Here is a 20,866-nt window from a genome sequence, read left to right as displayed (position 1 = left end):
GCGCACGCCCCGCCCACGGCACAACGCAGGACGACGGCGGAACCGGGGTTCCGCCGTCGTCCTGCGTTGTCCTGCGCCCGGGCTCAGGCGTGCCCTGGACGGGCGTGCGCCGAGGCGACGGAGGGGGTCAGATCCACATCGCGGGGTCGATGTACTCCGCCGGATCGACGGCCGGCTTGTGCTCCTCCGGGCGCCGGGGCCGGTTGCTGGCCGGGATGCCGGTGATGATGCTGTCCTGGGGCGCGTCCTTGACGACGACGGCGTTGGCCCCGATCGCGGAGTCGGCCCCGATCACGATGGGACCCAGCACCTTGGCGCCGGCCCCGATCACCACGCGGTCTCCGATCGTCGGGTGCCGCTTGACCTTGGCCAGCGAGCGGCCGCCGAGCGTGACCCCGTGGTAGATCATCACGTCGTTGCCGATCTCCGCGGTCTCGCCGATGACGACGCCCATGCCGTGGTCGATGAAGAAGCGGCGCCCGATCGTCGCCCCCGGATGGATCTCGATCCCCGTCAGGAACCGGCCCAGCTGCGAGATCAGGCGCGCGGGCAGCCGCAGCGACTCGTTCTGCCACAAGCGGTGCGTCAGGCGGTGGATCCAGATGGCATGCAGGCCCGAGTAGGCCAGGAGGTTCTCGGTGTTCCCCCGTGCCGCCGGGTCGTGCGCCCGGGCGCCCTCGAGGTCTTCCTTGAGTCGGGAGAAGAAGCTCACACCGTGCCTTTGCTGGTTGTGGTGGCCGCCGCGGGTGCCCCGCGGCGGCCGGGAGGGGACTAGCCGCGGATGTCGTCGTAGAGGAGCGTGGAGATGTAGCGTTCGCCGAAGTCGGGGACGACGGCCACGATGAGCTTACCGGCATTCTCCGGGCGGGCGGCGACCTGCAGGGCGGCCCACACGGCCGCTCCGGAGGAGATGCCGCCGAGGATGCCCTCCTGGGTCCCGAGGGCCCGGGCGGTCGCCACGGCGTCCTCGATCGAGGCGTCGATGACCTCGTCGTAGACCCCGGTGTCCAGGATCTCCGGGATGAAGTTGGCCCCGAGGCCCTGGATCTTGTGCGGGCCGGGGGTGCCGCCGTTGAGGATGGGGGAGTCCTTGGGCTCGACCGCGACGACCTGCACGGACGGCTTGAGCTCCTTGAGCAGGGCCCCCGCGCCGGTGATGGTGCCGCCGGTGCCGATGCCGGAGACGAACACGTCGACGGCGCCGTCGGTGTCGTCCCAGACCTCCTGGCCGGTCGTCGCGCGGTGGATCTTCGGGTTGGCGTCGTTGGCGAACTGCTGCGCCCAGATGGAGTTCTCGGTCGAGGCCACGATCTCCTTGGCCTTCTCCACGGCGCCGCGCATGCCCTCCGAGCCCGGCGTCAGCACGATCTCGGCGCCGAAGGCGCGCAGCATGACGCGGCGCTCGGTGGACATGGTCTCCGGCATGGTCAGGATCACGCGGTAGCCGCGGGCCGCGCCGACGAGTGCCAGGGCGATCCCGGTGTTGCCCGAGGTCCCCTCGACGATCGTCCCGCCGGGCTTGAGGGCGCCGGCGGCCTCGGCGGCGTCGACGATGGCCACGCCGATGCGGTCCTTGACCGAGTTGGCCGGATTGTAGAACTCGAGCTTGACGGCGACCTGGCCGGGCAGGCCCTCGGCGAGGCGGTTCAGGCGCACGAGCGGCGTGCGTCCCACCAGTTCGGTGACGTTGTTGTAGATCTTGCCCATGGATTTCCCCTGTTTCTCTGGTCTGAGGCGGTGCAATTCTCCGGATCCAGACTAGTCAAGCCCCTCAGGGCGCTCAGTCAAGGAGCCACTCGGAGTAATATTTCCTGGCTTTGGCGAGCTTGGGGTTGATGATGACGCGGCAATAGCCCTCCCAGGGGTTGCGTCCGTAGAAGTCCTGGTGCTCCTCCTCGGCCACGTGGAAGCGCGGGGCCCGCACGATCTCGGTCACGATCGGCGCGTCCCAGCGCTCCTGGTTGCGCTCGAGCGCCGCGTGGAACGCCGACTTCTGCGGCTCGTCCAGGTAGAACATCGCCGAGCGGTACTGCGTGCCGACGTCGTAGCCCTGGCGGTTCGGCGTCGTGGGATCGTGCGTCGCGAAGAAGATGTCAAGTATGACGTCCGCGGGCACGACCTCGGGATCGAATGTGACGGCGACCGCCTCGGCGTGCCCGGTGGTCCCCGAGCAGACCTCGAGGTAGCGGGGCTCGGGGTCGTGCCCGCCGATGTAGCCGGAGACGACGTCCACGGCGCCCCGGACCCTGCGGTAGACGGCGTCGAGGCACCAGAAACAGCCTCCGGCGAGGATGAACGTGGTCGTCGACGTGCCCGAGGGCGCGCCGCGTTCCTGGGTGAAGGCTCGGGTACTCACACACTCCTTAAGCCGCGGCGCCTGCGAAAGATTCCCGCGCTACCGTAGAAGGCATGAGAACAGACGACGACGGCGCCCGGTCCTCCGGGCACGCCGAGCCCGCCGACGACGCAGGGGCGGGGCCGGATGCGCAGGACGCTGCGGCGGAGGAGGCCGCGGCCGCCGGGAACGCGCCGACGCTGGGCGAGGTCCTCGTGGCGATCGAGGAACTCTGGCCCGCCTCGCTCGCCGAGGGCTGGGACCAGGTCGGGCTCGTCGCGGGCCGCCCGGAGAACCCCGTGCGCCGGATCCTCTTCGCGGTCGACCCGACGGTCGCCGTCGTCCGGGACGCGGTGGAGCGGGGCGTGTCCCTGCTCATCACCCACCACCCCCTGCTGCTGCGTGGCGTGCACGGCGTGGCCGCGACGACGGCCAAGGGGGAGGCCGTGCACCAGCTCATCGAGGCGGGGTGCGCACTCGCCACGGTCCACACCAACGGGGACTCCGCCGTCGGCGGGGTCTCGGACGTGCTGGCCGACATCCTGGGCCTCGTGGACGTCGAGCCGCTCGCGCCCGCCGACGCAGGCCTGCCGGAGGAGGGCATCGGCCGGGTCGGATCGCTCCCGTCGGCGATGACCCTGGGGGACTTCGCGGCCCGCGTCTTCGGCGCCATGCCCGCGGTGGCCGGCGGCGTTCGGGTGGCAGGCGACCGGCTCGGCGTCGTCCGCCGCGTCGCGGTCTGCGGGGGAGCGGGAGACGGGCTCTTCGACCGTGTCCGGGCCAGCGGCGCGGATGTCTACGTCACGGCCGACCTGCGGCACCATCCGGCGTCCGAGGCGCGGGAGGAGGCGGTCAACGGCCGGCCCTACCTCGTGGACGTCTCCCATTTCGCGAGCGAATGGCTGTGGCTGCCGGCGGCCGCGGAGGCCCTCGGGAACGTCCTGCGGGACCAGGACTTCGAGGTGGAGATCGCCGTGAGCGGCATCAACACCGATCCCTGGGACTTCGTCCTGACCCCCGGCGCCTGAGCTCCCGGGCCGGGCCCCGGCGTCGTCCGCCGCAGCGGCCCCTCCAGTGGCCCGGGGCGGTCGGTGCGCACTAGGCTGGGGCATCACGGTGCGCCGCACCCGCCGCACCGGGCGAGAGCACTCACCGCCGGAACCGGGCCAGCCCCGGACCGGCAGAACGGAGCCGACCATGGCCAAGGCCCCGCAGCAGGAGCAGCACCGCCTGCTGGACCTGCAGGCGTTCGATTCCCGGCTGCAGGCGCTCAAGCGCCGCGCGGCCGAGCTCGCCCAGGACCCCGGCGTCGCGGCCGCCGCGGCCATCGGGGCCACGCTGCGGGCGGAACTGGCCGAGGCGGACGCCGCGCAGGAGGAGGCGCGGGCCGCGCTGGCGGCGTCCGAGCAGGAGGTCGAGCGGGTCCAGGCCCGGATCGAGAAGGACCGCAAGCAGCTCGAGAGCGGCTTCGGCGACTCCAAGAGCCTCATGGGACTCCAGCACGAGCTCGAGACCCTCGCGGCGCGGAAGTCGGAGCTCGAGGACGCCGAGCTGGAGCTCATGGAGGCGCTCGAGGAGGTCGGCGCCGCCCGGGAGCAGGCGGCGGCGGCCTCGGCCCAGGCGGACGCAGCGCTCGCCGCTGAGGAGGCGCGGCGGGACTCGGAGCTGGAGGCCGTCGGCGCGGAGCGCGGCGAGGTCCAGTCCGGCCGCGATGCCTTGTCCGCCGAGCTCGACCCGGGGTTGCTGGCGCTGTACGAGAAGCGCCTGGCGCAGCGGGGCATCGGCGCGGCGCGCCTGTACCACGGCGCGTCGGAGGGCTCGGGCATGAAGCTGGCGCCCGGGGACCTCGCAGAGATCAAGGCCGCGGCCGACGACGACGTCGTCTACTGCCCCGACTCCGGCTGCATCCTCGTGCGGTCCGCCGACTGGAACTGAGCCCGGGCGGACCGCGGCGGCCTACGGCCAGGTGGACCGGGCCCAGTGCAGGAGGTTGGTCAAGGCCGCTCCGCCGGCCGCCACGTTTTGGCGCGGTTCCCCGAAGTTGTCCTCACCGCCGGAATGGGTGCCGACGACGCACGGCGTCCCGCTGAACCACGCGAACACCGGCGCCCCGCTCTGGCCGCCTTCCGTGTCGGCCCGGTACTCGAGCTCGACCCCGGCGCCGTCGTTGTCGTCGTCGATGATCGGGAAGTTCAAGTGCAGCCACGGCCGGTTGCCGCCGTCCTTGTCCCACGGGTATCCGGGAAGCGTCCAGATGTTCCGGTCCTGCCACGCCGGACGGTAGGTCTGGAACCCGAACCAGCCCAGGTTGTTGCCGAGCGGCACGGCGAGGCGCAGCACGGCCATGTCGTCGCCCTGGGCATGACGCTGGTAGCCGCGGACGTTGGTCACCCAGGATGCGGCCCAGGAGCCGTGGATCGAGGCGCCGTCGTAGAACGCGGGGACGAACAGGGCCTTCCAGTTCGCCGAACCCCAGGGCACGACGTGGCTGGCCGTGAGGATGGTGCGCGTCCCGAGAAGCCCCGCGGTGCCCCACCACGTCCAGTTCGGAGTGGCGGCATTGCGCCAGACGAAGATCCTGCCCACGCAGGAGAACGGATAGGTATTGGGGTAGTACGGGGTGCGGTTGTCGGGAGGGATGACCCACTCGGGGCGGACCTTGGCGCCGCTGCGCCGGATCAGGACCTGGGGATCGGCCGCGGGCGCGATCGACGGCGTGGGGGACACGCCGATCCAGTCCGGCACGTACGCCCCGCCCCCGTCGGCGGGGTCCGCGTCGTCGGCCGAGCGCGGCAGGGCGTCCACCTCTGCCTGGACGTCCTCGGGCGTGCTGGGTTCGGCAGCACCGAGCACGATGCCCAGGACGCTCTCGGGGTCGGTGATCGCGAGGCGGCCGTCGGCATCCACGCTCGTCGCGGCAGGCCCTTCGCCGGTGGCGTCGGCGACGCGGTCGAAGACGAGGTAGTTGGCCGGGTCGTTGAGTTCCTGCGGGACGTCGCCACTTTGCGGCCGCGCCGCCGCCCAGGCGGCGTCCAGCGGCTCTGGTTCAAGCTGAGGCATGGTCTTCTTCTCTCGGACGGCCGGGCACCGCAGCGTCCGGCGGGATGACCCTGCGAGCTTAGGCTCCCTGGCGTCACCGGTCCGTCACGGAGCGGAGGGACCGCTCGGGCCCGAGAAGAGGGGTCCGCTCACACGGAGAAGCTGTGGTCCTCCGGGAGGACGACGACGAGCTGGTGGGGTTTCCGGGCGGTGGCGGGGACGAGCTCGGCCCGCCACTTCTCCCGGGCGGCGGTGAGCACGGCGTGCGGTGTTCCGGGGCGGCGTCCCGGCCTCGTCAGCAGGTGCCGCGCGAGCTCGCCGCGGGTGTGCTTGGCGAAGTGGGACACGACCTTCCGGGCGCCGCCCCGTTCCTGGACCACGGAGACGGCGACCGTCCGGGCCGGCGGGGGAGCGTAGGCGGCTGCGTAGCTGCTGGAACGGCAGTCGACGACGAGGCCGTCGCCGGAGCGCTCGTCCAGGACGGGCGTCAGGCGCGGCTTCCACCAAGCCGGGAGGCCGCCGATGCCCGGGAGCTTCACGGACATCGAGAGGCGGTAGGCCGGGATCCGGTCGGCGAAGCCCACGGCGCCCCAGAGCGCGGAGACCACGACGATCGACGCGTCGGCCTTCCGGCGCTGGGGGGCTGTCAGGCCGGAGTATCCGAGGGCCTCGTAGAGGACGCCCGTGTAGACGGTATGGGCCGGGGCCGCGGGAAGCTCCGTGAGCCGCCGGTTCCGGGCGATCTCGTGGGCGAGGGACTCGCCGACGCCTAGGACCGCATGGGCGTCCTCGCCCGAGGAGGCCTCGGCCAGGGCAGCGAGCACGTGGCCGCGCTCGGGGCCGAGGCCCGGGAAGGACAGGGAATCGAGGGAGAAGGGCTCGCCGTGGTCCGCGGCATGCTTGCCCTCGGAGGGCGGGAGGAGAATCAGCACGCCGACCAGCCTAGCCAAGAGGCTCTCGGCTCGCGGCGGGATACAATGACCGATGGACGGGATGGCTGGACGATCGCGTGCCGCCGATGGCGGCCCGAGGAACGTCCGGGCTCCGCAGGACAGGGTGGTGGGTAACGCCCACTCGGGGCAACCCGCAGGCCAGTGCCACAGAAAAGAGACCGCCCGCCGCGCGCGGGTCAGGGTGAAACGGTGGTGTAAGAGACCACCAGCGGCCCGGGTGACCGGACCGGCTCGGTAAACCCCACCTGGAGCAAGGCCAGACAGGCTGTGATCGAGGGCTGTCCGCCCGAGCAGCCGGGTAGGCCGCTCGAGGCCATCGGCAACGGTGGCCCTAGATGGATGATCGTCGCCGGAAGCCGGGCAACCGGCTCCGGAACAGAACCCGGCGTACAGGCCATCCCGTCCCCCGGCCCGGTCTGGCGCCCCGGAGCGGTTCGGCTTGCTAGAATCGACCGTCACCCAATCGTTACCTACCGGGAAGCGTCTATGTCTCAGGGCACCACCACCGGCCGATCCGCCCCGGCCCGCCCCGGCGTTCCGGGCCGGCAAGCCACCGGCTTCCGCCTCGACATCCAGGGCCTGCGGGCGATTGCCGTGCTGACGGTCCTGATCTACCACGCGGGATTCCCGCTGGCGGACGGCGGTTTCATCGGCGTCGACATCTTCTTCGTCATTTCCGGTTTCCTGATCACGGGCGGGATCCACCGCGAACTCCAGCGGACCGGCCGGTTCTCGATCGTCCGCTTCTACTCGCGGCGCGCGGCGCGCATTCTGCCGGCGGCGTGCGTGGCACTCCTCGCGACCATCGTCCTGAGCTTCGCGTTCCTGCCCATGACACGGTGGGAACAGATCGCCAAGGACGCGATCGCGAGTGCGCTCTATGTGGTGAACTGGCTCTTTGCCCAGAGCTCCTTGGACTACATGGCACGTGACGCCGAGGCCAGCCCGCTGCAGCACTTCTGGTCCCTCGCCGTCGAAGAGCAGTACTACATCGTCTGGCCAGTGGTCATGGTGATCGTCTCCACGTTGGCCCTGCGCCGGTGGGGCTCACGGATGCCCGGCTACGCCATCGCCCTCACGCTCGTGGCGGTGCCGTCCTTCATCTGGTCGGTCGCGCTGAGCCACGAGAACCCCGGCCCCGCCTACTTCGTGACGACGACGCGGGCCTGGGAACTGTCGATCGGTGCCGCCTTGGCGATCTTCGGGCCCGTACTCGCCGCCCGGCTGGGACGGCTTGCCGGGCCGCTGGCGTTGTCGGGCCTCGGTGCCATCACCCTTTCCGTGCTGACGTTCGACAAGACCACCGTCTTCCCGGGCTACGCCGCCGCGCTGCCGGTCCTCGGAGCCGCCGTCGTCATCCTGGCGGGCCTGGCCAGCCAGCAGACAGCCGGTGCCCGGCTCCTTTCGCTGCCCCCGATGGTCTTCATCGGGGACCTCTCCTACTCCCTGTACCTCTGGCATTGGCCCCTGCTCATCGTCGCCGAGGCGCTGTGGGGACAGCCCGGTTGGAGGCTTGGACTGCTGATCGTGGCCCTCTCCGTGGTGCCCGCCTGGCTGAGTCGGCGCTTCGTCGAGGAGCCCTTCCTCCGGCACGCCAAGAAGCAGACGCGTGAACGCCGAATCTTCGTTCCGACCCTCGCCGCGTCCCTCGCCTGCATCGTCGCCGCCGGCCTGCTCTACCTGCAGGTTCCCCGCACGGAAGCCCCGCTCGGCGATCCGGAACGAGCAGCGAACACCGAATACTGGGGCGTCGCCGGTCAGGACATCGAGCGCGGCGCGGCCTCCCTGTTGACGGGAGCGGCCACGGTTCCTGCGGACTCGTTCCCGGAGATCGTACCCGGCGTGTTGGAGGCCGACCAGGACACGTTCGGACAGGAGTGCATGCAGGGGACGCGTGTTCCCGAGCTCCTGGAGTGCGTCTACGGCGACCCGGACGGCGCCGAGACCATCGTGTACGTCGGCGACTCCCATGCCGGCATGCTGCTCGCAGGATTCGACAAGGCCGCGGCCGACCTCGGCGTCCGGCTCGTGACCTACATGAAGAGCTCGTGTCCCTGGGCGGCCGGTGCCGTGGACTACAACGGACAGGCCAACGACAGCTGCCAGGCCTGGGGCGCCGCGGTCCAGGGGAAGATCAACGCCTCCGATGTCGCCGGGGTCGTCAGCGTGTCCTCGCGGTATGAGCTGAGCGGCACAGGCGAGGGAGTCGAAGCGGGCGCGGAAGCCGTCGGTGGCGCCCAAGCCGCCATCTGGGAGCCGGTCTTGGAGCGCGGCGTTCCCGTGCTGGCCGTCAGGAACCTCCCGCGCCCGGGGACCAATGTCCCCTCGTGCGTGGCCGCGCACGAGGAGTCGCTCACGGAGTGCGTCTGGAGCAGGAACAGCGTCCTCCTCCCGAAGAGCTCCGAGATGTATGCCGTGGAGCAGCTCGAGGGGGCGCGCCTCCTCGACCTCGGCGACGCCGTCTGCATCGGCGGCGAATGCCCCGCCGTCATCGACGGCGTCATGGTCTATCGCGACAACAACCACCTGACCGCGAGCTATGCGCGGACGATGCACCGGCACATCGAGGAGGGGCTCGCCGCCCTTCTGGAGTGAGCTGGTCGAGGACCTGTGACAGGCTTCACCGCCTGGGGTCCGGGCGGGCCGGCGCGAGAGCCTAGAATGGAAGGCGGGCCCAGCCCATGGGGAAAGATCCTGATACCCCGACCAACCGTATCTGCAATGGTGCTTTCGCGGTGCCAACCGGCCAGTGGATCCCGGCCGGCTGAATTGGAAGGACAACAAGTGACCCAGCAGTCTGTGGCCGCCCTCGAGGAATGGAGCGGCCGGGAAGAACTCGCCGAGGCCATGATCCCGCTCATCGGGCGGCTCTACCGCAAGAACAACGTGGTGACGTCGATCTACGGACGCAAGCTCATCAACAAGTCGGCCATCGACATCCTCAAGGCCCACCGCATCGCCCGCCACGTCGACGGCGCCGAGCTGCCGCTCGAGGAGACCTTCCCGCTGCTCCAGGCCCTCGTCGGCCTGAACCTGGGCGCCGTCTCCGCCGACCTCGCGCGGCTCGTGAGGAAGTTCCGGCAGCAGCCCGGGGGGACGGAGCTGTCCGCCTTCCTCAAGGAGGAGTTCGGCGCCAAGGTGGGCGCCGCGGGCGCCACCGACGCCGAGCCGACCGACGTCGTCCTCTACGGCTTCGGCCGCATCGGCCGGCTCCTGGCCCGCATCCTGATCGAGCGCGGCGGCTACGGCCTGCGCCTGAGGGCGATCGTGGTCCGCAACGGCGGCGCCAACGACCTCGTCAAGCGCGCCTCCCTGCTGCGCCGCGACTCCGTGCACGGCCCGTTCGACGGCTCCATCACGGTCGACGAGGAGAACAACACGATCCTCGCCAACGGCACGCTGATCCAGGTCATCTACTCCAACGATCCGTCCACGGTGGACTACACCGCCTACGGGATCGACAACGCGATCGTCGTGGACAACACGGGACGCTGGCGCGACCGCGAGGGGCTTTCGCAGCACCTGCAGTCCCGCGGGGTCGCCCGCGTGCTGCTGACGGCGCCAGGCAAGGGCGACCTGAAGAACGTCGTCCACGGAATCAACCACGCGGACATCACCGCCGAGGACACGATCGTCTCGGCGGCCTCCTGCACGACCAACGCGATCACGCCCGTCCTCAAGGCGCTCAACGACGAGTTCGGCGTCTCCCACGGCCACGTGGAGACCGTCCACTCGTTCACGAACGACCAGAACCTGATCGACAACTTCCACAAGGGAGACCGGCGGGGACGCTCGGCGGCGCTGAACATGGTGATCACGGAGACCGGGGCGGCCAAGGCCGTGTCCAAGGCGCTGCCCGAGTTCGAGGGCAAGCTCACCGGCAACGCGATCCGCGTCCCCACCCCGGACGTGTCGATGGCGATCCTGAACCTGAACCTCGAGCGCGAGACCACCAAGGAGGAGCTCAACACCTACCTACGGCAGGCCTCGCTGACCTCGCCCCTGCACAAGCAGATCGACTACATCGATTCGCCCGAGGTCGTGTCCACGGACTTCATCGGATCCCGCCGCGCGGGCATCGTGGACGGCCTGGCCACGATCGCCACCGGCAAGAACGCCGTCGTCTACGTCTGGTACGACAACGAGTTCGGCTACTCCTGCCAGGTGGTCCGCGTCATCGAGGAGATGGCCGGAACCCACCCGCGGGCCTACCCGTCCGTCGAGGAATCGGCCCCGGTCGAGATCAACGCCTAACGGCCTCCACGCCCGGTCCGCGGGCGTGCAGAGCGAGGAAGGGACGCCGCCCCGATCGGGGCGGCGTCCCTTCCTCGTTGCGGCCTCGCCGCCGCGGGACGTCAGTGGCCGAACGGATCGGGGTCGACCCCGGGCATCCACGAGTGTCCGGGCACGCCCCACCCGAGGGACTTCTTCGCCTTCTTCCAGCGGCGCGTCCACGTCGGGTTGAGCTTGTCCACGTAGAGGAGGCCGTCCAGGTGGTCGTATTCGTGCTGCATGACGCGCGCGAACCAGCCGGTCGCCTCGAAGTCGACCTCCCGTCCGTCGGCGTCGAAGCCCTGCACCCGGGCGTAGTCGGCCCGCTTGAGGGGGAAGGACAGGCCGGGGGCGGAGAGGCAGCCCTCGACCTCGTCGTCGGGGTCCGGGGACGCGCCGGAGACCTTGGAGAGGGTCAACCTGGGGTTGACCAGGACGCCGCGCGGGGCCACGCCGTCGTCGTTCTCGTACTCGTAGGTGAAGATCCGCAGCCCGACGCCGATCTGTGGCGCCGCGAGGCCGACCCCGTGGGCGGCGTCCATGGTCTCGAACATGTCCGCGACGAGGTCGCGGAGTTCCTGATCGAAGTCCTGGACCTCGGCGGCCCGCCGATGCAGGGACTCTTCGCCGTAGACGACGACGGGACGAACCGCCATGCTTCCTCCTCGTGGGGGCGGGCCCGGCCCGCCGGGTCGGGGCGTTGGATGACACAAAACCGCCCCGGACGGATCCGGGGCGGCTTCTCTGGGGTGAGTAACGGGGCTTGAACCCGCGACCTTCTGGACCACAACCAGACGCTCTGCCAACTGAGCTATACCCACCATTGCGCCGTTCGGCGCGGTGCCCGCCGGCAGTGGATCTGCATCCCTGCCGTCCGGGCAACGGATAACAGTCTACACACATTCGAGCGCCGATGAGGAATCGGGGGTGGTGTGCCGTGCGGCACACTGCCGCCCTCGGCGCTAGGGCGTGGCCCGCTGCTCCGTGATGCCCCGCGAAATGGCCTGCGCCGTCTTGCTGTCCGGCCCGGGCGCGGGAACCATGACCGCGGCGCGGTAGTACCGCAGCTCCTCGATGGAGTCGCGGATGTCGCCGAGCGCCCGGTGGCCACCCGTCTTCGGCGGCGCCTGGAAGTAGGCCCGCGGATACCAGCGCCGCGAGAGCTCCTTGATGGTGGAGACGTCGATGACGCGGTAGTGGAGGTGGTCGATGACGCCGGGCATGTCGCGGGCCAGGAAGTTCCGGTCCGTCCCGATCGAATTGCCGGCCAGCGGGGCCTTGCCGGGCTCGCGGACCCACTCGCGGATGTAGGCGAGGACTTCCTCCGTGGCGGTCTCGAGGTCGGTCCCGTTCCCCAACTCGTCCAGCAGGCCGCTGTCCGTGTGCATGCCGCGCACGAAGTCGCCCATCTGCTCGAGGGCCTCCAAATCGGGCTTGATCACGATGTCCACTCCGTCGCCGAGGATGTTCAGCTCGGGGTCGGTGACGAGGACGGCGACTTCGATGAGGGCGTCGGTCTGCAGGCTCAGGCCGGTCATTTCGCAGTCGATCCATACGATGTTTTCAGCAGAGATAGGCACGCGCCCAATCTACCCGAGGACGGGCGGGATCGGCCGGGGCGACGGCTCGACGGCGGCGCGGGACGCGTCCGGGCCGCGGCGGATCAGGGAGCCGCGTCGTCTGGGGCCAGGAGCCACAAGAGGGCGAACACCACGGCCATCGTCGCGGCGAGCGCGACGGCGGCGACGGCTCCGAGGCCGAGCATCGGCCCGCAGACGCCGAGCAGGACCGCGCTGAAGAGCCCCCAGCCGAGGAGTCCGAGGGGCCGTCCCCCGCTACCGCGGCCCGCGGGCCCCGTCGATGCATGCCGGCCCACGGCACCCCCTTGTCGTCGTCCCGGATCATGGTCCGCCCTCAAGCCTAGGGGCTGGGCGGGGCAGCGGCGGGCATCCCGCGCCGTGCCGCGCCCTGCCGCGCCGGGCACGGTGTTCCCGGGGGTCGGTAGCGGGCCGGATGCTAGGATCGGGTGAGGTTTTTTTCAGGTTCGTGCGGCGATGGCCGCGGCGGCGCCGCCTGGCGCGGAAGAGGGAATGGGTCCTGAGGGAATGAACGTGGCATCGACCGGTGCGCAGACCACCCGGCCGGTCGGGTCAGCGGCCAGGACGCTCGCGTCCGGATTCGCCGGGTCCTTCCTGGTGCTCCTCGGCTCCTTCGGGGTCGGGTGGCTCGCCATGGTCTCGCCGCTCAACCGCAACGCCCTGCTGATCGCCGTGCGGACCGAGACCTGGGGCGTGGTCCTGTCCACGATCGTGCTCACGCTGGGCTGCTGGGTCCTCTTCCGGGCCTGGCTCAGGCTCGGTCAAGTCCTGTCGGGGTGGCCGGAGGGATCGCTCGCCACCGTCCGTGCCGCGAGCTACCTCTGGTCCGTACCGCTGCTGTTCTGCCTGCCGATCTTCAGCCGCGACGTCTTCGCCTATATCGGCCAGGGCCGGCTCGTCGCCGCGGGACAGGACCCCTACCAGGACGGGATCTCGACCCTCTCGAACTGGTTCCAGCTGGGCACCGACGTCACGTGGGCCGAGGCCGAGACCCCGTACGGACCCCTCTTTCTGAGCATCGAGCACGCCGTCCACCAGCTCGTCAATGCCTCGCCCGACCTCTCCGTCCTCCTGTTCCGCCTGGTCGCCTTCGCCGGCGTCGTCCTGTGCATCGTCTACGTCCCCCGGCTCGCGGAGCTGCACGGCGTAGCAGGGGCCAAGGCACTGTGGATCACGGTGGCGAACCCGCTTTTCCTCATCTCCTTCGTGGCCAGCGCCCACAACGACGCGCTCATGGTGGGCCTCGCCGTCGCCGGAACGTACTACGCGGCGACGGGCCGCGGCATCACCGCCGTCGTCCTCGTGACGGCGTCGACAGGCATCAAGCCGATCACCATGGTCCTGCTGCCGTTCATCGGCCTCCTGTGGGCCGGAGCGGGGGCCTCCTGGCCGCGCCGCTTTCTGTACTGGGGGTATACGGCCGGGCTGTCCCTCGGCATCATGGCACTCATCGGCGTGGTCAACGGCTACGGCTTCGGCTGGCTCTCCGTCATGCTCTCCACGGGCACGGGCAGCGTGTTCTTCGCACCGCTCGGCATGCTGACGACCTTCTTCCAGGCGGCCTTCGGCGCCCTGGGACTCGAGACGGCCTGGGTGCTGCCGGTCCTGAAGACCGTGGGCCGCATCGCCTCCGTCGCCGTCGTGCTGCTGCTGATGTTCCGTGGCAAGGACAGCCACCTGGTCCAGCGGCTCGCGCTCGCCTTCACGGCCCTCGTGGTGCTCTCGCCCATCATCCAGCCCTGGTACCTCTTGTGGCTGTTGCCGTTCTTCGCCGTCACCGGCATCCGCGATGACTGGCAGCTCATCTGGGTCTACTTCACCGTCGCGTTCTTCATCGCCTTCGGCGCGGCCGACCAGTTGTTCATCTGGCAGTTCCTGAGTCACCTGGATCCCTGGGTCAAGCACCTCTCGACCGGCATCTCCTGGGCCGCCATGGCCTATCTGGCGTTCCTGGACCCGCGGACCAAGGAGCTCTTCCGGATCGACCGGGCCGCGTGGCGGCTCCCGTGGAAGGCCGCCTAGTGCCTTCTGGTTCCGGCGTCCGCGGGCCGGCGATACCGGTCCTGACGGAGCTCCTGCATCGGCTGCGCGGACGCGTCGCCCGGACGCCCCTCGTCGGACGCCTCGCTGGCGGTGACGAGGAGAGCACCGCCGTCGCACTGGCCCAGGGCTTCGTGGCCTCGCTTATGATCCTCGTCGGCTCCTGGGGGGTCGGCTGGCTGGCGAGCACCCAGCAATCGGTCTTCGCGCGCACGACCTTCCTGCACCCCCTGCGGGTGGAGGCCCCCGGGGTCATCGCCTGCACGGTCCTGCTGGCCCTCGGATCCATGGTCCTGTGCCGCGCCTGGCTGCGGCTCGGGCAGCGCGGAGGGGACGACGCCGGAACGCAGGGCAGGGCGGTCCGCAATGCCGTGCTGCTGTGGTCGGCGCCGCTCATGCTGACCTTCCCCATCTTCAGCCGGGACGTCTACTCGTACTTCGGGCAGGGGCGGCTCCTGCATTCGGGGCTGAGCCCCTATGAGAACTGGATCTCCCAGCTGCCCGGCTGGTTCGCGCAGGGTTCAGACAGCCTGTGGGCGGAGTCGGCCTCGCCGTACGGGCCGCTGTTCCTGATGGCCTCCCAGGCCATCTACTTCGTGACCAACGCGGTCCCGGAAGCGGGCGTGATCCTCTTCAGGGTCCTCGCCGCGGCCGGAGTGCTGCTGTGCCTGTACGTGCTGCCCCGGCTCGCCTCGGCGCACGGATCGGATCCGGCGTGGGCGGTGTGGATCAGCCTCGCGAACCCGCTGTTCCTGCTCAACATGATCGCGGGCGTGCACAACGACGCGCTCATGCTCGGCGGCATCCTGCTGTCCTTCCTGCTCGCCCGGCGCGGCCGCCCGCTCGCGGCCCTCCTCGCGGTCTCGGTCGCGATCGGCATCAAGCCGATCGCCGTCCTCGCCCTGCCCTTCATCGGCCTGGCCCTCGCGGGCCGTGGAGCCGGCTGGCCGGCCCGTGTCCGGGCCTGGCTCTACACGGGGGCGGTGGTGGCCGCCGCGCTGACGCTCTTCGGCTGGGTCTCGGGACTCTGGTTCGGCTGGATCCCCGCCATGGCCGGGGCCGGTTCCGCCGCCTTCCCGTATGCCCCGGTGGGGCTGCTCGGCCTCGGGATCGGCTGGCTCGCGAGCCTCGCCGGGGCCGATCTGTCCACCGTGGCGGACCTCGTCTTCACGGTCTTCAAGCTCGCCGCGCTCGGCCTCACGGCCTTCCTCGCGCTGCGCCGCCCCGCCATGGAGCCCGTCCTGGGCTGCGCCTACGCCCTGACGGCGGCCGTCGTCCTCGCGCCGATCATCCAGCCGTGGTACTTCCTCTGGCTCGTCCCGCTCTTCGCCGCCGTCAAGGTCCACACGGGAGGCTGGGTGCGGTTCTGGTACCTGCTGTCCATGGTCCTCGTCCTCGCCGGCGTTGTGGACCAGGTCAGCGTCGCCCAGTGGATCAACATCGCCCTCGTCCGCGGGATCGCCGCCGCAGTCGGCCTGCTCTACCTGGCCTACCTCGTCTTCGTCGACCCGAAGACAGCCCAGCTGTTCACCCGCCGCACCCCCGACCGCCGCACGCTCGAGAAAGGCCCCCAGACACCGTGACCGGACCCGTGAAGACCCTCCTCGAGGCCCGGCGGGCCACGCGCACTGTCGTGTGGCTCCTCCTGGCCGCCACCGCAGTGGGCGCGGTGCTCGCGATGCTCTCGAAGCAGTGGTGCCGCGTCAACGGCTGGAACGGCGCCGAGCAGCACCTGCACTTCTGCTACTCCGACTTCGCACAGCTCTTCGGGACCCGCGGCCTCGCGGACCGCCTCTTCCCGTTCTACACGGGGCTTCCGGCCGAGCAGGCCATGGAGTATCCGGCGCTCCTGGCCGTCGTCGCCGGTGTCACGGCGTTCATGATCCCGGGGACCGGGGACACGGCGGTCCGCCAGCTGGCCTACTTCGACCTCAACGCCCTGCTCTCCTTCGGCTGCTGGGCCGTCGTCGTCGTCGCGGTGGCCTACGCTGCCCGCAACCGCAGCCGCGACGCACTCATGGTGGCGCTCGCACCCGGCATCATCCTGACCAGCACGCTGAACTGGGACCTCTGGGCCGTCATGTTCGCGACCCTGGCCATGCTCGCCTGGGCGCGGGAGCGGCCCGTCGTGGCCGGAATCCTGATCGGGCTGGGAACCGCCGCGAAGCTGTACCCCCTGTTCCTGCTCGGGGCCGTCCTGGTCCTGTGCTGGCGTGCCGGGCGGATGCGCGACTTCTGGTCCGCGACCGGTGCGGCGGTCGCGGCGTGGCTCGTCGTGAACGTGCCATTTATGCTGACGGCCTACGAGGAGTGGTCGCGCTTCTACACCTTCTCCTCGGAGCGCGAGGTCAGCTTCTCCTCGATGTGGCTCGCCTTCACCTGGACGGGGCTCGACGGGAAGGACTTCTCGCTCGTCTCCAACGGCCTGTTCGCCCTTGCCTGCGCCGGGATCGCCTACCTCGGCCTGAGCGCCGCCCGGCGTCCGCGCATGGCGCAGCTCGCGTTCCTGATCGTGGCCGCGTTCGTGCTGCTCAACAAGGTCTACTCGCCGCAGTTCGTCATGTGGCTCATCCCGCTCTACGTGCTCGCCCGGCCCAAGTGGCGGGAGTTCCTTCTCTGGCAGGCCATCGAGGTGTTCCACTGGGCGGCGGTGTGGCTCATGAGCGCCAAGATCGTCAGCGGCGGGGAAGTGGGCGCCGGCTCGCCGCTCATCGAGATCCTGTACGGGGCCGGGATCGCCGCGCACATGGCGATGGTCGTCTACCTCTGCGTCAAGGTCGTGGGCGACATCCGGCATCCGGCCCGGGACGTGGTCCGCGCCGACGGCAGCGACGACCCCCTCGCCGGGCGCCTCGAGCACCGGCCCGACGCGTTCACGCTGCCGGCCGCCCAAGCCCGGTAGGGGAGCGGGCCCCGTCCCGCGCCGTCCCCTGGAGGACGACGGCGGTGCGGGGCGCGCGTTGGCGCGGCACCGGCGTCGTACCGCGGGGCAGGGACGCTCAGTCGTAGGGAAGGTAGTCCGCGCAGACGGGCGAGACCGGGATGTCGCGGTGCAGGACCCAGATGCCGTGGTCGTCCTCGGTGACGGGGACGAAGCCCAGGCGCTCGGCGCGCTCGAGGGCCTCGTCGGGGGAGAGGGGATCCCATCCGCCGAGCTCCTCGACGTTCGCATCGATGATCATCCAGCTCGACAGCTCGTCCCCGATGTCCCCGTGCAGGCCCACGTAGCTTCGGTCGACGAGGTGGGGGACGGCCGTGTCGGCGGCCTCGACGCAGACCCCGTTCGGGATCAGCGCGACCGCCCGCTCCTGCGCCTGGGCGATCTCCGGCATGGACCAGTTCGCGCCCGTGAGCGTCCGGCCGAACGGGAAGACGGCGTGGATGAAGAGCGTGCAGACCACCGCGAGTCCGAGGAGGAAGGCCGGGGCGCCGACGGCGAGGCGCGCCCAACCCGTCCGTCGGATGACCTTCGCGAGGACGTGGACGGCCGCCAGGAGGAAGACCGGCGCGAGGATCGCGTCGTACTGGTAGACGGGCGCCCAGGTGTTGAGCCGGTCGTTGAACAGGCGGCTGAGCAGGATCGGCGCGCCCAGGATGACGTAGGGCGAGAAGAACGGCAACAGGGCGAGGGGCACGAAGCTCATGATCCAGAGCAGCACCTTGAGTTCGTGGTCGAACAGGAGCGCGAGGGTCTGCAGCGGGTGCGCGGCGATGAAGAGCAGCGCCGCGCCGGCCGTGGCGCCGAGGGCCGTGTACTGCCAATAGGACATGGCGTCCGGCGGCGCGAGGGCGGGGATCAGGAGGCTCGTGGTGACCCAATAGCCGGCGAGACCCATGGCGGCGAGCAGGACGGCCTTGAGCCACTGGCGGTGGAAGGCCATGACGATCCCGACGGCCACGACCGTGATGCCCATGTCCTCGCGGACCAGCAGGAGCAGGGCCGAAAGGCCCATGACCAGGCGGTAGCGGCCGCGGTCGAAGGCCCAGATCACCCACGCCATGATCGGCACGCCGAACGCGACCTCGTGGAAGTCCCAGTTCACGATCGCCTGGAACGGCCACCAGAGCAGCAGCGCCGAGGCGGTCAGGAGCCCGCCAACGTGCCCGAGGTGGCGGCGCGCGAAGAGGTAGACGGGCACCGCCGTCGAGACCAGCAGGCCGATCATGCCCAGGTTGAGCATCCGGGGATCCGGCCAGATCCAGTACAGCGGCGCGAACAGCGCGATGACCGGGTGGAAGTGGTCGCCGAGGAGGTTGAAGTCGACGCCCTTGACCGGGACGATCGGGGCCTTGAAGAGCGCGTACTGCCGCACGGCCTGGTCGAAGATCCCGAGGTCGTAGCCCTTGGCTTCGAAGTTGCGGAAGCGCAGGAACGAGTGGGCCGTGTACAGCGCCGCGGCGGCCGCCATGACGGCGGCCAGCTGGATCCACTGCGCGCGCGTGGCCGCGCCGCCCCCGTGTCCGGCGTGGGGGATGCCGCCCGCGGGCGTGGCGTCCGGGGAGGCGGCGGCGGGATCTGGCATGGCCCCGATTCTACCGCCGGGGCCCGGCCGCTTCGGAGCCGCCGGCACGGTCAGGCGCGGGCCGGGGCGATCCCCGTGCGGGCCATCGCGTCGGCGTAGGCCGCCTGCATCTGGTCCAGGTGGGCCTGCTGGCGCTCCGCCGAGCCGGCGAAGGCGCGCCCTTCGAGGGGCTTGACCTTGTAGGTCTTGAAGCCGCGCCGCCAGAGCAGGGGGTTCTCGGTCTTCAACAGCTGCTCGGAGAGCCGGTGGGCCTCGGTGCCGTGGGCGATCAGGACGGAGGCGCGGGGGACCACCTTGAGCAGGCGCAGCAGGGGCTTGAGGCCGGCCGTGATCTCGGCGGGCGTCGGCTTTCCCGGCTCCGCCTCGTCGGAGTCCCACGGCTGGACGCGCCAGGGCATGACGGACTCGGGGCGCAGGCCCAGGCTCCACTGCAGGCCGAGGAGCCGCGTGACCGCCTCGCTGCCGCCGGGGGTGACGAAGCCCTCGGCCCCGGCGGTTCCCCGGGACGAGAACAGGGTGATGATCTTCGCCTGATCGACGTCATGGATGGGATCGACGTAGGAGACGGTGCTTCCGGGCCGCAGGGCCGCCGTATCGTCCAGGAGCCGGTTGACGGGCGCGATGTGGTCGTCGTAGCGGCGGTCCCAGAGCGAGGAATGGGTGGATTCGGCGGCGAGTGCAGTCATCGGGGCGTGGTTCTCCTGGGGTGGGGGTGCCGGGCACGGGGCAGCCGCGGCGTCGATGGGGAGCGGTGGCCCGAGGGCCGGGAGAAGCCGCCTTCCGCGACCGGGAAAACGGTGGCCCGGTGCGGCCGGCGAAGTGCTTCTACCACCATAGCAACTCGACGTCACCCCGGGTTCACCCGCCATTCACCCGGCCGGGTGATTCCGGCCACCCCACGAGGTTTCGCCGGGCCGGGAGTCCCTGCTTGATAGGGTGGCGGCGGAGTGCCGGGCGGCCGGCCGGGCGCGCCGCCAGGAGGGGAGGACGACGGCGATGGGTAGCGTGTGGGAGCACCTCGAGGACGGCCTGCGTGCCGACGTGGCAGCGAGCGCGGCCGAGTACGCTCGCCTACGGCCTGCCCTTGAGTCCGTCACGGACGACGTCCGGGCGAGGATCCAGGCGATCTTCGAGGACGCGGAAGTGCAACCGCTCTTCATCACGGCACGGACCAAGACCGTCGAGTCCTTCCGGGACAAGGCCTCACGCACGCTCGATGCCTCCGGCCCCGACGGCTCGGCTGCCCTCGAGTTCCCCCAGCCGCTGCGCGAGCTGCACGACCTGGTCGGCGTCCGCGTCATCGTGAGCCTTCCCCACGAGGTCCGCGAGGCCGCGAACCTCATCAAGCGCCGCCGGAGCGAGTTCGACTGCCGCTCCGATCGGGAGAAGGACATCGGATCGGTCGAATCCGGCACCTACGGCTACTCGAGCCGCCACCTCATCCTCAGGACGCGGCAGAACGCCGCCGTCCGGGCCTTCCAGCAGGACCTGGGCGGGCAGGTCAAGGCCAACGGCAACTACGCCTTCGAAGTGCAGATCCGCACCATCCTGGCCCACGCCTGGAGCGAGATCGAACACGACATCCGCTTCAAGAACGTGGACCAGCGGGCCTGGAGCCCCTACCTGGACCGGCAGTTCACGGCGACGGCCGCCATGCTGGAGGCCGTCGAGACGACGTTCTCCGAACTGCACGAGCGCTACCGGGCCGTGACCGGGTTCTGGGACGAGGACGGAGATGGCGCCCAGGAGCTCACCCCGGAGAAGATCGGCGAGGTCTGGCGCACCCTGCTGCCGCACGTCGACCGGAAGCCGGACGACGACTGGGGCTGGGCGCTGGAGCTGCTCGGCGCACACGGCCTGGTCCGGACGAAGGACCTGGCCAGCCTCCTCGAGGCGGACGCCATCACGAAGGTGCGGCAGGCCCTGGACCACCGCTACTCGCCCGGCCCGGACCGGCTCCTGGACGACGTCCTCCTGTGGCGCTTCGGACGCCGGCACATCGAGCTCACCTCCGGGAACGACCAGCAGCGCCAGGCCAGCCTGGAACGCCGTCTGGCGCAGATGGACGCCTTCCGCGCCGGAGGCTAGCCCCGGCGCGTAGCATGG

At 70.6% G+C, this 20,866-nt stretch carries 18 protein-coding genes, 1 tRNA gene and 1 other RNA gene; 9 read left to right on the top strand and 11 right to left on the bottom strand.

Annotated features, from left to right (window positions below; all coding sequences use genetic code 11):
• Window positions 1-127: 127 nt before the first annotated feature.
• The 3 genes from epsC to msrA all read right to left on the bottom strand — a co-directional run bounded on the left by epsC (window position 128) and on the right by msrA (window position 2,356).
• Window positions 128-712 carry a serine O-acetyltransferase EpsC gene (gene epsC, locus AC0QR5_RS04270; RefSeq protein ID WP_329860757.1) on the bottom strand — a complete coding sequence of 195 codons (585 nt, stop codon included), beginning with the start codon at window positions 710-712 and terminating at the stop codon, window positions 128-130.
• Window positions 713-771: 59 nt separating this feature from the next.
• Window positions 772-1,707, bottom strand: coding sequence for a cysteine synthase A (gene cysK / locus AC0QR5_RS04265; RefSeq protein ID WP_329860756.1), 936 nt, complete (start codon window positions 1,705-1,707; stop codon window positions 772-774).
• Window positions 1,708-1,780: 73 nt separating this feature from the next.
• A complete protein-coding gene (gene msrA / locus AC0QR5_RS04260) occupies window positions 1,781-2,356 on the bottom strand; it encodes a peptide-methionine (S)-S-oxide reductase MsrA (RefSeq protein ID WP_329860754.1) in 576 nt (191 codons plus the stop codon).
• Window positions 2,357-2,409: 53 nt separating this feature from the next.
• On the opposite strand from msrA, the gene AC0QR5_RS04255 reads away from it, so the two are divergent.
• A complete protein-coding gene (locus AC0QR5_RS04255; RefSeq protein WP_329860752.1) occupies window positions 2,410-3,363 on the top strand; it encodes a Nif3-like dinuclear metal center hexameric protein in 954 nt (317 codons plus the stop codon).
• Between the two features lie 169 nt (window positions 3,364-3,532).
• On the top strand, window positions 3,533-4,270 hold the full coding sequence (locus AC0QR5_RS04250; RefSeq protein WP_329860751.1) for a zinc ribbon domain-containing protein: 738 nt from the start codon (window positions 3,533-3,535) through the stop codon (window positions 4,268-4,270).
• Window positions 4,271-4,291: 21 nt separating this feature from the next.
• Here the strand turns inward: AC0QR5_RS04250 and AC0QR5_RS04245 are convergent, their stop codons facing one another.
• Together AC0QR5_RS04245 and AC0QR5_RS04240 are read right to left on the bottom strand one after the other, a co-directional pair.
• A complete protein-coding gene (locus AC0QR5_RS04245; protein WP_329860750.1) occupies window positions 4,292-5,395 on the bottom strand; it encodes a trypsin-like serine peptidase in 1,104 nt (367 codons plus the stop codon).
• 128 nt (window positions 5,396-5,523) lie between these two features.
• Window positions 5,524-6,306, bottom strand: a complete 783-nt coding sequence (locus tag AC0QR5_RS04240) for a YaaA family protein (RefSeq protein WP_329860748.1) — start codon at window positions 6,304-6,306, stop codon at window positions 5,524-5,526.
• 57 nt (window positions 6,307-6,363) lie between these two features.
• On the opposite strand from AC0QR5_RS04240, the gene rnpB reads away from it, so the two are divergent.
• The 3 genes from rnpB (at window position 6,364) to AC0QR5_RS04225 (ending at window position 10,581) form a co-directional block, all read left to right on the top strand.
• Window positions 6,364-6,733, top strand: an RNA gene (gene rnpB / locus AC0QR5_RS04235) — RNase P RNA component class A.
• Window positions 6,734-6,813: 80 nt separating this feature from the next.
• A complete protein-coding gene (locus AC0QR5_RS04230; RefSeq protein ID WP_329860746.1) occupies window positions 6,814-8,922 on the top strand; it encodes an acyltransferase family protein in 2,109 nt (702 codons plus the stop codon).
• Window positions 8,923-9,111: 189 nt separating this feature from the next.
• Window positions 9,112-10,581, top strand: a complete 1,470-nt coding sequence (locus tag AC0QR5_RS04225) for a glyceraldehyde-3-phosphate dehydrogenase (protein WP_329860745.1) — start codon at window positions 9,112-9,114, stop codon at window positions 10,579-10,581.
• A 101-nt stretch (window positions 10,582-10,682) separates the two neighbouring features.
• Here AC0QR5_RS04225 and def read toward each other — a convergent pair whose 3' ends face one another.
• The 4 genes from def to AC0QR5_RS04205 form a co-directional block, all read right to left on the bottom strand.
• A complete protein-coding gene (gene def, locus AC0QR5_RS04220; protein ID WP_329860744.1) occupies window positions 10,683-11,255 on the bottom strand; it encodes a peptide deformylase in 573 nt (190 codons plus the stop codon).
• 89 nt (window positions 11,256-11,344) lie between these two features.
• Window positions 11,345-11,420: transfer RNA gene (locus tag AC0QR5_RS04215), tRNA-His, on the bottom strand.
• A 141-nt stretch (window positions 11,421-11,561) separates the two neighbouring features.
• Complete coding sequence (gene orn, locus AC0QR5_RS04210; RefSeq protein ID WP_475372511.1) at window positions 11,562-12,137, bottom strand: oligoribonuclease; 576 nt, start codon at window positions 12,135-12,137, stop codon at window positions 11,562-11,564.
• A 125-nt stretch (window positions 12,138-12,262) separates the two neighbouring features.
• Window positions 12,263-12,475, bottom strand: coding sequence for a hypothetical protein (locus AC0QR5_RS04205; RefSeq protein ID WP_329860740.1), 213 nt, complete (start codon window positions 12,473-12,475; stop codon window positions 12,263-12,265).
• A 229-nt stretch (window positions 12,476-12,704) separates the two neighbouring features.
• On the opposite strand from AC0QR5_RS04205, the gene mptB (AC0QR5_RS04200) reads away from it, so the two are divergent.
• The 3 genes from mptB (AC0QR5_RS04200) to AC0QR5_RS04190 are packed head-to-tail and all read left to right on the top strand — an operon-like array spanning window position 12,705 to window position 17,139.
• A complete protein-coding gene (mptB, locus tag AC0QR5_RS04200) occupies window positions 12,705-14,219 on the top strand; it encodes a polyprenol phosphomannose-dependent alpha 1,6 mannosyltransferase MptB (protein WP_430632954.1) in 1,515 nt (504 codons plus the stop codon).
• A complete protein-coding gene (gene mptB / locus AC0QR5_RS04195; RefSeq protein WP_329860737.1) occupies window positions 14,219-15,820 on the top strand; it encodes a polyprenol phosphomannose-dependent alpha 1,6 mannosyltransferase MptB in 1,602 nt (533 codons plus the stop codon). Before mptB (AC0QR5_RS04200) ends, mptB (AC0QR5_RS04195) begins: the two co-directional genes overlap by 1 nt.
• Window positions 15,817-17,139: a glycosyltransferase family 87 protein gene (locus tag AC0QR5_RS04190; protein ID WP_329860736.1), complete on the top strand. Its 1,323-nt coding sequence runs from the start codon at window positions 15,817-15,819 to the stop codon at window positions 17,137-17,139. Before mptB (AC0QR5_RS04195) ends, AC0QR5_RS04190 begins: the two co-directional genes overlap by 4 nt.
• 97 nt (window positions 17,140-17,236) lie before the next feature.
• Here the strand turns inward: AC0QR5_RS04190 and AC0QR5_RS04185 are convergent, their stop codons facing one another.
• Window positions 17,237-18,760: a DUF2079 domain-containing protein gene (locus AC0QR5_RS04185; protein ID WP_329860734.1), complete on the bottom strand. Its 1,524-nt coding sequence runs from the start codon at window positions 18,758-18,760 to the stop codon at window positions 17,237-17,239.
• 50 nt (window positions 18,761-18,810) lie between these two features.
• Window positions 18,811-19,446 (bottom strand): uracil-DNA glycosylase family protein, encoded by a 636-nt coding sequence (locus AC0QR5_RS04180; protein ID WP_329860732.1) that lies wholly within the window; start codon window positions 19,444-19,446, stop codon window positions 18,811-18,813.
• A 310-nt stretch (window positions 19,447-19,756) separates the two neighbouring features.
• Here AC0QR5_RS04180 and AC0QR5_RS04175 point away from each other — a divergent pair, with 310 nt between their 5' ends.
• The gene (locus AC0QR5_RS04175) at window positions 19,757-20,848 is read left to right on the top strand and encodes a GTP pyrophosphokinase (protein WP_329860731.1); all 1,092 of its coding nucleotides are present in this window, start codon (window positions 19,757-19,759) and stop codon (window positions 20,846-20,848) included.
• Window positions 20,849-20,866: the final 18 nt, after the last annotated feature.

Source organism: Arthrobacter sp. J156 (genome assembly GCF_056172865.1).
This window is presented reverse-complemented; position numbering and strand designations above follow the sequence as displayed.